The 13,908-nt window shown below is 69.2% G+C and carries 13 protein-coding genes; 7 read left to right on the plus strand and 6 right to left on the minus strand.

The window, feature by feature from the left end; all coding sequences use genetic code 11:
• The first annotated feature begins 14 nt into the window (after positions 1 to 14).
• The 6 genes from arsH to katG all read left to right on the plus strand — a co-directional run bounded on the left by arsH (position 15) and on the right by katG (position 8,228).
• Positions 15 to 725: an arsenical resistance protein ArsH gene (gene arsH, locus ACE3PU_RS11570; protein ID WP_374389881.1), complete on the plus strand. Its 711-nt coding sequence runs from the start codon at positions 15 to 17 to the stop codon at positions 723 to 725.
• A 112-nt stretch (positions 726 to 837) separates the two neighbouring features.
• Positions 838 to 2,088: a hydrolase gene (locus ACE3PU_RS11575; RefSeq protein ID WP_374389884.1), complete on the plus strand. Its 1,251-nt coding sequence runs from the start codon at positions 838 to 840 to the stop codon at positions 2,086 to 2,088.
• A 1-nt stretch (position 2,089) separates the two neighbouring features.
• Positions 2,090 to 3,097, plus strand: a complete 1,008-nt coding sequence (locus tag ACE3PU_RS11580; protein WP_374389886.1) for an arginine N-succinyltransferase — start codon at positions 2,090 to 2,092, stop codon at positions 3,095 to 3,097.
• Positions 3,094 to 4,509 carry a succinylglutamate-semialdehyde dehydrogenase gene (gene astD, locus ACE3PU_RS11585; RefSeq protein ID WP_374389888.1) on the plus strand — a complete coding sequence of 472 codons (1,416 nt, stop codon included), beginning with the start codon at positions 3,094 to 3,096 and terminating at the stop codon, positions 4,507 to 4,509. The genes ACE3PU_RS11580 and astD overlap by 4 nt, the downstream gene beginning before the upstream one ends.
• A complete protein-coding gene (gene astB / locus ACE3PU_RS11590; RefSeq protein WP_374389890.1) occupies positions 4,506 to 5,843 on the plus strand; it encodes an N-succinylarginine dihydrolase in 1,338 nt (445 codons plus the stop codon). The genes astD and astB overlap by 4 nt, the downstream gene beginning before the upstream one ends.
• Before the next feature lie 153 nt (positions 5,844 to 5,996).
• The gene (katG, locus tag ACE3PU_RS11595; RefSeq protein WP_374389892.1) at positions 5,997 to 8,228 is read left to right on the plus strand and encodes a catalase/peroxidase HPI; all 2,232 of its coding nucleotides are present in this window, start codon (positions 5,997 to 5,999) and stop codon (positions 8,226 to 8,228) included.
• 51 nt (positions 8,229 to 8,279) lie between these two features.
• Here katG and phhA read toward each other — a convergent pair whose 3' ends face one another.
• Together phhA and hspQ are read right to left on the minus strand one after the other, a co-directional pair.
• A complete protein-coding gene (gene phhA / locus ACE3PU_RS11600) occupies positions 8,280 to 9,155 on the minus strand; it encodes a phenylalanine 4-monooxygenase (protein WP_374389894.1) in 876 nt (291 codons plus the stop codon).
• A 57-nt stretch (positions 9,156 to 9,212) separates the two neighbouring features.
• Positions 9,213 to 9,521: a heat shock protein HspQ gene (gene hspQ / locus ACE3PU_RS11605; protein ID WP_374389896.1), complete on the minus strand. Its 309-nt coding sequence runs from the start codon at positions 9,519 to 9,521 to the stop codon at positions 9,213 to 9,215.
• A 146-nt stretch (positions 9,522 to 9,667) separates the two neighbouring features.
• Between hspQ and ACE3PU_RS11610 the strand changes: the two genes are divergently transcribed.
• Positions 9,668 to 10,783: a Ppx/GppA phosphatase family protein gene (locus ACE3PU_RS11610; protein ID WP_374389898.1), complete on the plus strand. Its 1,116-nt coding sequence runs from the start codon at positions 9,668 to 9,670 to the stop codon at positions 10,781 to 10,783.
• On the opposite strand, the gene ACE3PU_RS11615 is transcribed toward ACE3PU_RS11610, so the two are convergent.
• The 4 genes from ACE3PU_RS11615 to ACE3PU_RS11630 all read right to left on the minus strand — a co-directional run bounded on the left by ACE3PU_RS11615 (position 10,743) and on the right by ACE3PU_RS11630 (position 13,887).
• The gene (locus tag ACE3PU_RS11615) at positions 10,743 to 11,630 is read right to left on the minus strand and encodes a peptidylprolyl isomerase (RefSeq protein ID WP_374389900.1); all 888 of its coding nucleotides are present in this window, start codon (positions 11,628 to 11,630) and stop codon (positions 10,743 to 10,745) included. The genes ACE3PU_RS11610 and ACE3PU_RS11615 overlap by 41 nt on opposite strands.
• 28 nt (positions 11,631 to 11,658) lie before the next feature.
• Positions 11,659 to 12,495: a peptidylprolyl isomerase gene (locus ACE3PU_RS11620; RefSeq protein ID WP_374389902.1), complete on the minus strand. Its 837-nt coding sequence runs from the start codon at positions 12,493 to 12,495 to the stop codon at positions 11,659 to 11,661.
• Between the two features lie 8 nt (positions 12,496 to 12,503).
• Positions 12,504 to 12,992, minus strand: coding sequence for a pantetheine-phosphate adenylyltransferase (gene coaD, locus ACE3PU_RS11625; RefSeq protein ID WP_374389904.1), 489 nt, complete (start codon positions 12,990 to 12,992; stop codon positions 12,504 to 12,506).
• 97 nt (positions 12,993 to 13,089) lie between these two features.
• The gene (locus ACE3PU_RS11630) at positions 13,090 to 13,887 is read right to left on the minus strand and encodes an aminotransferase class IV (RefSeq protein ID WP_374389906.1); all 798 of its coding nucleotides are present in this window, start codon (positions 13,885 to 13,887) and stop codon (positions 13,090 to 13,092) included.
• Between the last annotated feature and the right edge of the window lie 21 nt (positions 13,888 to 13,908).

Here is a 13,908-nt window from a genome sequence, read left to right on the forward strand (position 1 = left end):
ATGATGATGGAAATATGGATCAACGACAATCCCCAACCGACGATGTTCCCGCGGTGGACGAAGCCCGTTTCATTTCGCCCACGGCGACCGCGCTGACGCCATCGCGCCGCTTCGATCACCCGCCGCGCTTTCTGCTGCTCTATGGATCGCTGCGCGAGCGATCCTACAGCCGGCTGTTGATCGAGGAGGCCGACCGGCTGCTTCGCCGCATGGGTGGCGAGACGCGCATCTTCGATCCGCGCGGCCTGCCGCAGCCCGACGGGGTCGAGCCGGACCATCCCAAGGTCGCCGAACTGCGCGCCCTGTCCTTGTGGTCCGAAGGTCATGTCTGGTGCAGCCCCGAGCGCCACGGCGCCATGACGGGCGTGTTCAAGAGCCAGATCGACTGGCTGCCGCTGGAGTCCGGCGGCGTGCGGCCGACGCAGGGACGGACGCTGGCGGTGATGCAGGTCAACGCCGGGTCGCAGTCGTTCAACACCGTCAACCAGTTGCGCGTGCTGGGCCGCTGGATGCGGATGCTGACCATCCCCAACCAGTCGTCGGTCGCCAAGGCGTATGACGAGTTCGACGAGGCCGGCCGAATGAAGCCGTCCGCCTACTACGACCGGCTGGTCGATGTGATGGAGGAGCTCTATCGCTTCACGCTGCTGACGCGGGAGATCGCCGGACCGCTGGTCGATCGCTACAGCGAACGGCGGGCGCCCGAGGTTCAGATTCGCCTTTGAGGAACAGGAAAGGCGGCAAGGATCGCCCACGACGGCGGTCGACGCGACGGGTCCCGGGGTCGATTTTGGCTCGCCTTCACCTTTGCGGCGGGGCGGTCTAGGGTCGGGCGGCATGCGGATATCTCCAGACGACCAGACCGTGCTCGACCACGTCGCCGCGCGCCGCGACGCCATCATCGGCCGCACCATCGACTGGGCCAACATCAACTCCGGCAGCCGAAACGCCGCCGGGCTGAACGCGGTGCTGGACGCATTGGAAACGACGGTCCGCGTCCTGCCCGCCCACGTCGAACGCGTCCCCACGCAAGGCTCGACCACCGTCGCCGACGACGGCTCGGTGCGGACCGAGGCCCATGCCGACGCCCTGAAGATCACGGTCCGTCCGGACGCGCCGATCCAGGTCGTGCTGACCGGCCACTACGACACCGTCTTCCCGGCCGACAGCCGCTTCCAGACCGTGGCCACACGAGCCGACGGCGCGCTGAACGGCCCCGGCGTGGCCGACATGAAGGGCGGGATCAGCGTGCTGCTGGCGGCGCTGGAGGCGTTCGAGACCCACCCCGACCGCCACGGCGTCGGCTGGACCGTGCTGCTCAGCCCAGACGAAGAGATCGGCTCGCCCGCCTCCGCCCCCCTGCTGGCCGAACTGGGCGCGCGGGGACACGTAGGCCTGACCTATGAGCCGGCGTTGGCCGACGGAACGCTGGCGGGGGCGAGGAAGGGCAGCGGCAACTACCACCTGATCGTCGCGGGCCGGGCCGCCCATGCCGGCCGCGCCTTCGAGGAAGGCCGCAACGCGGTGGCCGGCGCGGCCATCATCGCCGCCGCCCTGCACGGCCTGAACGGCCGGCGCGAAGGCGTGACCGTCAATGTGGCCAAGATTTCGGGCGGAGGCGCGCTGAACGTCGTGGCCGACAAGGCCGTGGTCCGGTTCAACGTCCGCGTGCCGGACAAGGCCGCTGCGGACTGGATCGACGCCTCGGTGCGCGCCATCGCCGCCGCCCCGTCGTTCGAGGGGCTGACGCTGGATCTGCATGGCGGCTTCACCCGCCCGCCCAAGCCGATGGACGCCGCCCAGACCGCCCTGTTCGAGGCGGTGAAGGCAGCCGGCGCCCTGTTGGGCCAGCCCATCGCCTGGAAATCCTCCGGCGGGGTGTGCGAGGGCAACAATCTGCACGCCGCCGGCCTGCCCAATATCGACACCCTGGGGGTGCGCGGCGGCGACATCCATTCGGACCAGGAGTTCGCCTGGCCCGACAGCTTCGTCGAACGCGCCCAGCTCAGCGCCCTGATCCTGTGCAAGATCGCGTCGGGCGAGATCGACGCGGCCAAACTGAAATCCCTGCGGATGGAAACCCTCTAGAATGCTCGTCGTCCGTCCCGCCGGCCCCGCCGACCTCGATCACCTGCTGGAACTGGCCATCCTGTCCGGACCCGGCTTCACCAGTCTGCCCGAAGACCCCGACGCCCTGTCCGACCGGCTGGAGCTCAGCCAGGCCAGCTTCCGGGGCGAGGTTCCGTGGCAGGAGGCCTGGTACACCCTGATGCTGGAAGACGGCGACACGGGCGACATCGACGGCGTCGGCTCGGTCAAGGCGACGGTGGGGCTGAAACGGCCCTTCTTCTCGTTTCGGGTGGTGAACAATACGGCGTCATCGCCATCGCTGGGGGTCAAGCTGGATCACCAGACCCTGGTGCTGGTCAATGAATGCACCGGCTGGACCGAGGTGGGGTCGCTGTTCCTCAAGGCCGACCGGAGGAAGGGCGGCGCGGGCCGCCTGCTCAGCCAGTCGCGCTATATGCTGATCGGCGCCCAGCCCGAGCTGTTCGCCGACAATGTGCTGGCCGAGCTGCGCGGGGTGTTCACGCCGGACGGCGCCTGCCCCTTCTGGGACCATGTGGCGCACAAATTCTTCCCGATGGAGTTCGACGACGCCGATCGGATGACCGGATCGACCGACAAGCAGTTCATCCTCGACCTGGCCCCGCGGCACCCGATCTACGTCGAACTGCTGCCCGAGCCGGCCCGCGCCGTGATCGGCAAGGTGCATCCGCAGGGCGTGCCCGCCATGGCCCTGCTGGAAAGTGAAGGTTTCCGGCCCAATGGATTGGTGGACATCTTCGACGCCGGGCCGACCGTGTCGTGCGGACGCGACAACATCCGCACGGTCCGCGATGCGCGGCGCCTGACGGTCGAGGTCGTCGGATCGGTCGATGCCGAGCTGCCGGCCCTGATTTCGACCGACAGCATCGCCGCCTTCCGCGCCGTCCGCGCCCGCGCCGATATCGACGGCGACATCGCTCGCCTGACCGCCGAAACCGCCGCCGCCCTCAAGATCAAGGCCGGCGCCACCGTTCGCGTGAAATCATGACCCTGTTCAAATCCACCGACCCCGCCACCGAAGCCACCAACTGGGAGGGCGAGGCCGCCACCCCCGCCCAGGTCCAGTCCGCCGTGGACGCCGCCCGCGCCGCCTTCCCCGCCTGGGCCGATGCGCCGCGCGCCGACCGGATCGAGGCGGTCAAGCGCTATCAGGCCGTGCTGAAGGCGCGCGCGCCCCAGATCGCCGAAGCCATCGCCCGCGAGACGGGCAAGCCGCTGTGGGAGACCAAGACCGAGGCCGCCGCCATGATCGGCAAGGTGGACATCTCGATCCGCGCCTATGACGAACGCACCGGCGAGCGGACCAGCGACACGGCCTTCGGGCGCGCGACCCTGAGGCATCGGCCGCACGGCGTTGCGGCGGTTCTGGGCCCGTTCAACTTCCCCGGCCATCTGCCCAACGGCCATATCGTCCCGGCCCTGCTGGCCGGCGACACGGTCGTGTTCAAGCCGTCGGAGGAGACGCCTCTGGTCGGCCAGGTGATGGCCGAGGCCTTCGCCGCCGCCGACCTGCCGACCGGCGTGGTCAATGTGGTCCAGGGCGGGCGCGAGACGGGCGCCGCCTTGCTGGACGCCGGGATCGACGCCCTGATGTTCACCGGCTCGGGCGCGGCGGGCGCGCATTTCCGCAGGAAGTTCGCGGACGATCCGCACGTCATCCTGGCGCTGGAGCTGGGCGGCAACAATCCGCTGGTGGTGTGGGATGCGGCGGACGCCGAGGCCGTCGCCGGCATCGCAGTGCAGTCCGCCTTCATCACCACCGGCCAGCGCTGCTCGTGCGCACGGCGGCTGATCGTGTCGGAAGGGCCGCAGGGGGATGCGGTCATCGAAGCGATCGCCGCCCTGTCCGACCGCCTGATCTTCGGTCCGTGGGACAGCGATCCCGAACCCTACGCCGGGCCGCTGATCTCGGCGCGCGCGGCGGACGCGGCGTTGAAGGCTTTGCAGGAACGGATCGACCTGGGCGCCAAGGTCATCCGCGCCTCGGGTCCGGTCGCCAATCTGCCGGGCGCCTTCGTCAAGCCGGCCCTCATCGACGTGACCGGGATCGACGTCCCGGACGAGGAGATGTTCGCCCCCTTCCTGTCGGTGATGCGCGTCCCGACCTTCGACGCCGCGATCCAGGCGGCCAATGCGACCCGCTACGGCCTGTCCGCCGGCTTGGTCAGCGACGATCCGAAGAACTGGGACCATTTCATCCGCCGCATCCGCGCGGGCGTGGTCAACTTCAACCGTCCGACCACCGGCGCCGCCGGCGACATGCCGTTCGGCGGCCTGGGAGCCAGCGGCAACCACCGGCCCAGCGCCTATTATGCTGCGGATTACTGCGCCTATCCGGTCGCCAGCTTCGAGGCCGACGCGGTCGCGAACATCGAGGGCGAGATCAAGGGGTTGCGATGACCCACGCCGTCGAAGCCAACGCGGACGGCCTGATCGGGCCGACGCACTCCTACGCCGGGCTGTCGCCGGGCAATCTGGCGTCCAGCCTGAACAAGGGCGAGGCGTCGAATCCGCGTGCGGCGGTCCTGCAGGGCCTCGACAAGATGAAGACCCTGGCGGACCTGGGCCTGCCCCAGTTCGTCCTGCCGCCGCATGAACGGCCCAACATCCCCTTCCTGAGGACGCTGGGCTTTTCCGGTTCGGACGCCCAGGTGCTGGAGCGGGCCTGGAAGGATGCGCCGTCCTTCGCCGCCGCCGCCTGTTCGGCCTCGCCCATGTGGGCCGCCAACGCCGCGACGGTGACGCCGAGCGCCGACGCCGCCGACGGCCGGGTGCATTTCACCCCCGCCAATCTGGTCACCAACCTGCATCGGTCGCTGGAACATCGGCAGACGAAGCGGGCGCTGGACGCCCTGTTTCCCGACCCGGCGCGGTTCGCCGTCCACGACGCCCTGCCTTCGGTCGCCCATTTGGCCGACGAAGGCGCCGCCAACCATGTCCGCCTGTGCGCCGAACACGGCGCGCCGGGCGTCAACCTGCTGGTGTGGGGGCGCGACGCCTTCACGCCTTGGGACGGCCCCTACCCCGCCCGTCAAACGCGCGAGGCGTCCCAGGCGATCGCCCGCCGTCACGACGCATCCGGCGTCGTGCTGGCTCAACAGTCCAAGGCGGCCATCGCAGGGGGAACCTTCCACAACGACGTGGTCTGCGTGGGGGCGCTGGAGACGCTGTTCTTCCACGACCTGGCGTTCGAGGACGCGGCTGGGACGCAGGCCGCCATTCGCCACGCGGCCAAGGGTCTGTTCGAGCCGATCTTCGTGGAGGTGTCGTCCGCCGACCTGCCGCTGGCCGATGCGATCAGCAGCTATCTGTTCAACTCCATGCTGGTGCAGATCCCGGGTGAGGACCGCCTGACCCTGATCTGTCCGACCGAAACCCGCGACAATCCGCGCAGCCATGCGGTCGCCCAAGGCCTAGCCGCCTCCAACGGCCCCATCGGCCGCGTCCGGTACGTCGATGTGCGCCAGTCGATGCGCAACGGCGGCGGGCCGGCCTGCCTGCGCCTGCGCGTGGTGCTGACCGACGAAGAGCTGGCGGCCGTCAATCCTTGCATGCGGCTGAACGACGAGCTTCACGGCGCGCTCAGCGTCTGGGGCGCGACCTGGTATCGCGACCAGCTGCGTCCCGCCGACCTGGCCGATCCGCAGCTCCTGGCCGAGAGCCGGGGCGCACTGGACGAGCTGACCCAGATCCTTGGCCTTGGCGGCGGCTTCTACCCCTTCCAACGGACCTGAGCGAGCGCCTTCATAACCTCAACTTATGGAGAGGACAAAAAGATAACGCTTACCCTATCCACGAGCCTTTGATACCTCTTGTCGAGCCACGAACGCGGGAAGGTCATCCCGCGCCCCCGCCACACCCCACGGGGCCGACGACAGGAGAGCGAAATGGACGGAAGCGACAACAAACCCACCGGCGGCTGCCCTGTGACGGGCGCGGGCGCGCCCAAGCCGCCGACCGCGCGCGGCCGCAACAACCGTGATTGGTGGCCCAATGCGCTGAACATCAAGGTGCTTCACCAGAACGTCGATCCGGCCAATCCGATGGGACCGGGGTTCAACTACCGCGACGAGTTCCGCAAGCTGGACCTGAAGGCGATCAAGGCCGACCTGACCGCCCTGATGACCGACAGCCAGCCGTGGTGGCCGGCCGACTGGGGTCACTACGGCCCCTTCTTCATCCGCATGGCCTGGCACAGCGCCGGCACCTACCGCACCGCCGACGGGCGCGGCGGCTCTTCCTCGGGCACCCAGCGGTTCGCGCCGCTGAACAGCTGGCCGGACAACACCAACCTGGACAAGGCGCGGCGCCTGCTGTGGCCGATCAAGCAGAAGTATGGCAACCGCATCTCCTGGGCCGATCTGATGATCCTGACGGGCAACGTCGCCCTGGAGTCGATGGGCTTCAAGACCTTCGGCTTCGCCGGCGGCCGCGAGGACGTGTGGGAGCCTGAAGAGGACATCTACTGGGGCGCCGAGGACGAATGGCTGGCCGACAGCAAGCATGCCTCGACCCGCTATTCGGGCGAGCGTGAGCTGGAGAACCCGCTGGCCGCCGTGCAGATGGGCCTGATCTACGTCAATCCGGAGGGGCCGGACGGCGTGCCCGATCCGGTCGCCTCGGGCCGCGACATCCGCGAGACCTTCGGCCGCATGGCCATGAACGACGAGGAGACGGTGGCCCTGGTCGCGGGCGGCCACACCTTCGGCAAGTGCCACGGCGCCGGCGACGCGCGCCTGATCGGGCCCGAGCCGGAGGGCGCCGACATCGCCGCGCAAGGGTTGGGCTGGCACTCGACCCACGGCACGGGCATGGCCGGCCACACCATCACCTCGGGCATCGAAGGCGCCTGGACCCCCACGCCGACCCAGTGGGACATGAGCTATTTCGACATGCTGTTCGGCCACGAGTGGGAGCTGACCAAGAGCCCCGCCGGCGCCCATCAGTGGCGGCCCGTCGATCCGGCGGCCCACGAGCTGGTGCCCGACGCCCATGACGGGGTTAAGCGCAATCCGCCGATGATGACCACGGCGGACATGGCGATGCGGATGGACCCGATCTACGAAAAGATCTCGCGCCGCTTCCACCAGAACCCGGATGAGTTCGCCGACGCCTTCGCCCGCGCCTGGTTCAAGCTGACCCACCGCGACATGGGGCCGACCGACCGCTATCTGGGCGCGGAAGTGCCGCAGGAGGTCCTGCTGTGGCAGGACCCCATCCCGAAAGCCGACTACGCCACCATCGACGCGGGGGACGTGGACGAACTGAAAGCCAAGATCCTGGCGTCGGGCCTGTCGGTCGGCGAGCTGGTCGGCGTGGCCTGGTCGGCGGCCTCGACCTTCCGGGGATCGGACAAGCGGGGCGGCGCCAACGGCGGCCGCATTCGCCTGGCCCCGCAAAAGGACTGGGCCGCGAACGAACCGGCGGTTCTGGCCAAGGTGCTGAAGGTGCTGGAAGGCGTTCAGGCCGAGTTCAACGCCAAGGGTTCCGGCGGCAAGCAGGTCTCCATCGCCGACCTGATCGTGCTGGGCGGCACGGCGGCCGTCGAGAAGGCGGCGATCGACGCGGGCCATCCGGTCGAGGTGGTCTTCACCGCCGGCCGCACGGACGCCTCTCAGGACCAGACCGACGTGGAGAGCTTCGGCGTGCTGGAGCCGCTGAACGACGGCTTCCGCAACTATCACGGCCGCCGCTTCACCCTGACGCAGGAAGAGCTGCTGATCGACCGCGCCCAGCTGCTGACCCTGACGGCGCCGGAGCTGACCGTGCTGGTCGGTGGCCTGCGCGCCCTGGGGGCCAATCACGGCGCGTCCAACCTGGGCGTCTTCACCGACCGTCCGGGCGTGCTGACCAACGACTTCTTCGTCAACCTGCTGGACATGAAGACGGTGTGGAAGGCCAAGGACGACAGCGAGCAGGTCTTCGAGGGCCACGACCGCCTGTCGGGCGAGCTGAAATGGACCGGGACGCGCGCCGACCTGATCTTCGGCTCCAACTCCCAGCTGCGCGCCATCGCCGAGGCCTATGCCGCGGCCGACGCCCAGAAGAAGTTCGTGCGCGACTTCGCCCGCGCCTGGACCAAGGTCATGAACCTGGACCGGTTCGACCTGCTGAAATAGGCGGACGGACGACGGGCGCGGCGGTGAGCGCTGCGCCCGTCGCTTGCCTTTTTAGGCCGCGAACCGACCGCCCTTGGCGGCGTATGCCTGTGTGCCGCGCGTGAACACGTGGTCGCCGGGCAGGACGGTCTCGATGCCGATGTCCGGCTGGCCCTTCAACCGCTCATAGACGGGCCCGAAGTCCTTCAGCGTCTCGTCCTTCAGCGCTTCCAGGCCGTCGATGACGAAATAGACCTGCTGGAAGTCGTCGATCCGGTAGAGGGTCCGCATCACCCGCTCCAGGTCGAAGCCGATCCGGTTGGGCGACGGGTCGTCCAGGGCGAAGACGCTTTCCGTCGCCGAGGACACGATGCCGGCGCCATAGATGCGAAGGCCGTCGGCCTCCTTCATCAGGCCGAACTCGACGGTGTACCAGTACAGGCGCGCCAGATTCTGGAGCATGCCCAGGCCGGCGGCGCGCTGACCGCCCTTGCCGTAGGCTTCCATATAGGCCGCGAAATCCGGGTCGGTCAGCATCGGCACATGGCCGAAGACATCGTGGAAGATGTCGGGCTCCTGCAGGTAGTCCAGCTGGTCCGGCTTCCTGATGAACTGGCCCGAGACGAAACGGCGGTTGGCCAGGTGATCGAAGAAGACCTCGTCGGGAACCAGGCCCGGCACGCACACCACCGTCCATCCGGTCAGGGCCTGGAGCTTGGGATTTATGACGTCGAAGTCGGGAATGCCGCCAGCGTTAAGGTCCAGCGCCTTCAGCCCGTTCAGGAAGGCTTCGCAGGCGCGCCCCGGCAGGATCTCCATCTGGCGCGCGTACAGCGTGTCCCAGGTCTGGTGCTCGACGGCGGTGTAGGCGGCCCAGTTCTGGGGGATGGTCCAGTCGGCGGCGGCGCCTTCCGGCGGCTGTTCGAAGACATGCTCGAAATCGGACATGGAGCGCGTTTCCTCTTTTGTCCGCATATAGCCCTCGGCCGCCGTCGGTTCCAACCGTCAGTGCAGCCGCATGTCCAGCGGGGCGTGGTGACCGTCGGCGTCGACGGTGAACCAGCGCTTTTCGTCCGCGCGGGTCAGGCGGCTGTCATCGTGCTCCAGCACGCCCTCGGCGGCATAGGCGACGAAGCCGCCGTCCTCGCCCATGGCGTAGACACGGTAGAAGGGCTGATCGGCCGACAGGTCGCCGGTGTCCGACGCGGGGCCATCGTAGCCGGCGTCCACATCCATGATCACGCCCCGAAAGGCGTCGTCGCGGTGGCGGACGACCTGGCCGATGTTGAAGCGGGCGATATGAATCCGGGTCATGGTCGATCTGATACGCCCCTGCATCTGAAGCGGACGCCCCCAAGGCCGTTCATCTTGCTGACAGAATGGCTTGGCGCGGACGATTCCGTCGCGCTAGGGTCGCGGAGACGGGCGCCGCTTCGGACCGCCCACATTGGATACGGCCCATGCCGGAGACCCACGGCGCGCCAAGACGGCGCGACGAGCGGTCCCAGCCTTCCCGGCAACGGGATGCGTCGGGTCGGGATGCGCCGCTCTATGGCGCGCTCGACCTGGGGACCAACAATTGCCGCCTGCTGATCGCGCGTCCCGCGCGTGAGGGCTTCCGGGTGGTCGACAGCTTCAGCCGCATCGTGCGCCTGGGCGAAGGTCTGTCGCGGACCGGGCGCCTGGATGACGGGGCCATGGACCGGGCGTATGAGGCGCTGGCCCTTTGCGCGGAAAGACTGGCCCGCAAGGGCGTCGACACAGACCGTCTCGCCGCGGTCGCCACCCAGGCGTGCCGGGCCGCCGACAACGGCGCCGCCTTCGTCGAACGGGTGCGGGCGGGGACCGGCCTGAGCCTGCGCATCATCGATCCGGCCGAGGAAGCCCGCCTTTCCGTCGAGGGGTGCATCAATCTGATCGATCCGGCGGCCGAGGCCGCGCTGGTCATCGACGTCGGCGGCGGCTCGACCGAGATGTCCTGGCTGCGTCGGGCGGGCGACGGCTATGAGACGGCCGGATGGATGTCGGCGCCCCTGGGCGTCGTGACCCTGGCCGAGCGCCACCCTGAACCGGCGGATTCTGGCGACGACTGGTACGAGGCGATGGTCGCCGACATGGGCGCGGCGATCACGGCCGGGGGCATCCGGCACGACGACATCCGCGCCTTGTTCGCGGCCGATCGGGCGCATCTGGTCGGCACGTCCGGGGCCATCACCAGCCTGGCCGGCATCCACCTGAAACTGCCCCGCTACAATCGCGACCGAGTCGATGGGCTGTGGATGACGCGCGCGGAATGCGAGGCGGCCGCCGACCGCCTGAAGGCGCTGGGGCCGTCCGGCCGTGCGCGCGAGGCCTGCATCGGTCCGGATCGCGCCGATCTGGTGCTGGCGGGCGCCGCGATACTGGAGGCCATCCAGCGCGCCTGGCCTTCCGAGCGCGTGCGCGTCGCCGATCGCGGCCTGCGCGAGGGCCTGCTTCTGCAGATGATGCGCGAGGCCCGCAGGCCCGCGCGGCGGCGGCGTCGGCGTGGCCGCTCTAGGGGGTCGGGGAAATCGGCCCCGTCGTCGCCGGCGTGATCCGCACCGGCAGGTCGATGTCGCAGATGGAGAAATCCGCGCCGCGCGCCTGACGCGCCCGCTCGGCCAGCGCCTGGAACGTCGGCGACGCAGTGTTGATGACGGCCACGGCGGGCCGGTCCCCCTCGGGCAGGTCGGCGGCCACTCGAACCCGGATCATGCGATCCGGATCGGGGACGACGCCATCGGGGGTGTCGCTGGCTTTCAGCGCGCGCACGACGTCCAGTCCGACCACCACCCGGCCCCAGACGGTGTAGCGCTTGTCCAGCGACGGATAGGGCTGACGCATCAGGAAGAACTGGCTGTTGGCCGTGTCGACGCCTTCATCGCGCGCCATGCCCGCCACACCGTGACAATAGACGCCCCACCCGTGCACCTTGCGGTCCGGCGTCCCGGCCATCAGGGCGTCGGGCTGCGTCTCCACCGGGACAGAGCCGACGAAGCCGCGCAACGAACCGGCCGGGGCCGAGACCGGAGTGAAGGCCATGTCCGGGCCGCGCCTGAAGGTGAACTCGGCCTTCAGGTCAGGATACCAGCTCTGTCCGTCGCCGGTGCCCAGCGGATCGCCGGTCTGGGCCATGAACCAGTCGATGACCCGGTGCCAGCTCAGATTGTCGTAGAAGCCGCGAGAGGCCAAAAGGCGGATGCGCTCGACGTGGCCGGGCGCCAGCGCCGGCGCCATCTCGACCAGGATCTGGCCGCGGCTGGTGTCGATGATCAGCAGATTCTCGGGCGCGATCGACCGCCACTCTCCGGGCGGCGCAGGCGGGGGCGGCGCGGCCGCCTCCTGGGCTGCGGCCGGCGACGCGACCACGGCGGCCGCCAGCAGGATGTCGCGAACTCTCATGCCCCTCGGTCCCCCTTGCTGAAAGCCGTCAGCCGCCGCTCACCTCGGCGGTCGGCTGGATGGCGCAAACGTTGGTCTGGCCGACGGCCTGCGCTGCGGCCACGGCGGCGGCGGCGGTCTGCACCCGGACGGTCGGGCGCTCGCCTTCGGGCAGGGCGGAGGCCATGCGGACGCGGGTCATGACGTCGGGATTCGCCACCTTGCCGTCCTCCGCTTCGGACCCGGCGTTGAGGGTCCGCAGGGTCTCCTGGCCGGACAGGACGCGGCCGAACGCGGTGTACTGGCCGTTCAGGATGTCGCGCTCGCCGGTCATCAGGAAGAACTGGCTGTTGGCGCTGTCCGGCGAGCCGGCGCGGGCCATGCCCAAGACGCCGGTGCAGAACAGACCGCCCGCATCGACCTTGAAGTCGGCCGTGATCATCATCTGGGCGTCCGGCTGGGTCTGAACCGGCAGGGCGCCGACCAGACCGACCAGGCCGCTCGCCGTCGGCAGTCGCGCGAAGGCGGCGTCGGCGCCGCGACGGAAGCTGAACTCCGCCTTCAGGTCCGGCAGGTCGCTGCCCCCCTGCCCGGTTCCCTGCGGATCGCCCGTCTGGGCCATGAAGTTGGGAATGACGCGGTGGAACTTCAGCCCGTCGTAGAAGCCCTGGTTCGCCAGGGTGCGGATGCGCTCGACATGGTTGGGCGCGGCCAGCGGCGACACCTCGACCAGCACCCGCCCCTTGGCGGTGTCGATCACCAGGAGGTTCTCGGGCGCGACCGTGCGCCAGTCCGAAGCGGCCTGCGCCAGTGCCGACGCAGGCAGCGTCATCGGAGCGGCGACGGCGAGAACGGCGGCCGCCGCGGCCATAAGCTTGAAAGGCATACGCGAGATCATCCCTTGGTCCTGACCTTCGCCCGCACCTGTTCGGCCACGGCCGGGCTGACGAAGCTTTCGATATTCCCGTTCAGACGGGCGATTTCCTTGACCAGCCGCGAGGCGATAGCCTGATGCCGCGGGTCGGCCATCAGAAAGACGGTCTCGATGTCCTGATTGAGGCGCTGGTTCATGGCCGTCATCTGGAACTCGTATTCGAAGTCGGCGACCGCGCGCAAACCTCGGATGATGACGCTGGCGCCGACCTCCTCGGCGAAATGCATCAGCAGCGTGGAGAAGGGCTGCACCACGATGTCGCCGCCGATGGCCGCCATCTCGGCGCGCACCATCTCGACCCGCTCGTCCGTCGAGAACAGCGGGCCCTTGTCGTCGTTCTGCGCCACGCCGATCACGACGCGGTCCACCAGCTTCAGCGCCCGCTTGATGATGTCGGTGTGGCCGTTTGTGACCGGGTCGAAGGTGCCCGGGTAAAGTCCTATGCGCACGGCGTGTCTCCCCAGCCTGTCGCCTGCTTGTCGGGATCGTTTAGCAGGTGCGAAATCAGCGGCCTAGCCGGCTGACGCCTTCGTCATCGCGACGGTTTCAGATGGGCTGCGGCGGGCTGGACGCCCAGGCCGCCTCCAACAGGTCCAGCAGGGCCGGACGACCAGCAAACGCCACGTCATCGATTGCGGTGACCGGACAGACCGGCGTGGCGCTGTTGCAGAGAAAGGCGCCGTCGAAGGTCGCGACTTCGTCCAGCCGGACCGGCCGCGTCTGTTGGGACACGCCCATCCGATCCAGCCCCTGCGCGATGAGGGCCTGGGTGACGCCTGCCAGCATCGGCGCCTGGGGCCAGGTCACGGCGTCATCGCGCAGGAAGCCGATGTTCCACAACGTTCCCTCGGAGACCCAGTCCTCGGCGTCGATGAAAAGGGCGTCGTCGAACCCCTTCTCTCGCGCCGCACGCCGGGCCCGCGTCAGGTCCATCGTCGCCACATGTTTCAGGTGGGGCGTCGGACGGCAGTGGGCCAGGGCGGTCACCCGCACGCTGGCGGCCAGCGGCGGCGGCGGCGGCGAGGCGACGGTCATCACCTTGGGACGCCCGATGTAGGACGGCGCGCGGTGGCCGATTTCAGGCGAGAACAGGCTGAGGCGCAGCCAGCAGGCGTCGCGGCCGGCGACGGCGACGGCCATCAGGCGGCGGAACTCGGCCTCGCCGGGGCTTTCGCCGAACAGTTCCACGGCGGCCCGGTCGAGGCGGGCGAGGTGGAGATCGAGCCCCCTGGCCGCGCCGTTCTCGACGCGGAAGGAGGTATAGGCGCCGTAGTTGACCAGGGCCTGGTGGGCGAGGTCGTCAGGGGCGGCGGGGAGGCCGTCGATCAGGATGTCCGACTTCAAACGATCCTCCCCTTCCCCGCT

The organism is Brevundimonas sp., from assembly GCF_041911375.1.
GTDB lineage: Bacteria > Pseudomonadota > Alphaproteobacteria > Caulobacterales > Caulobacteraceae > Brevundimonas.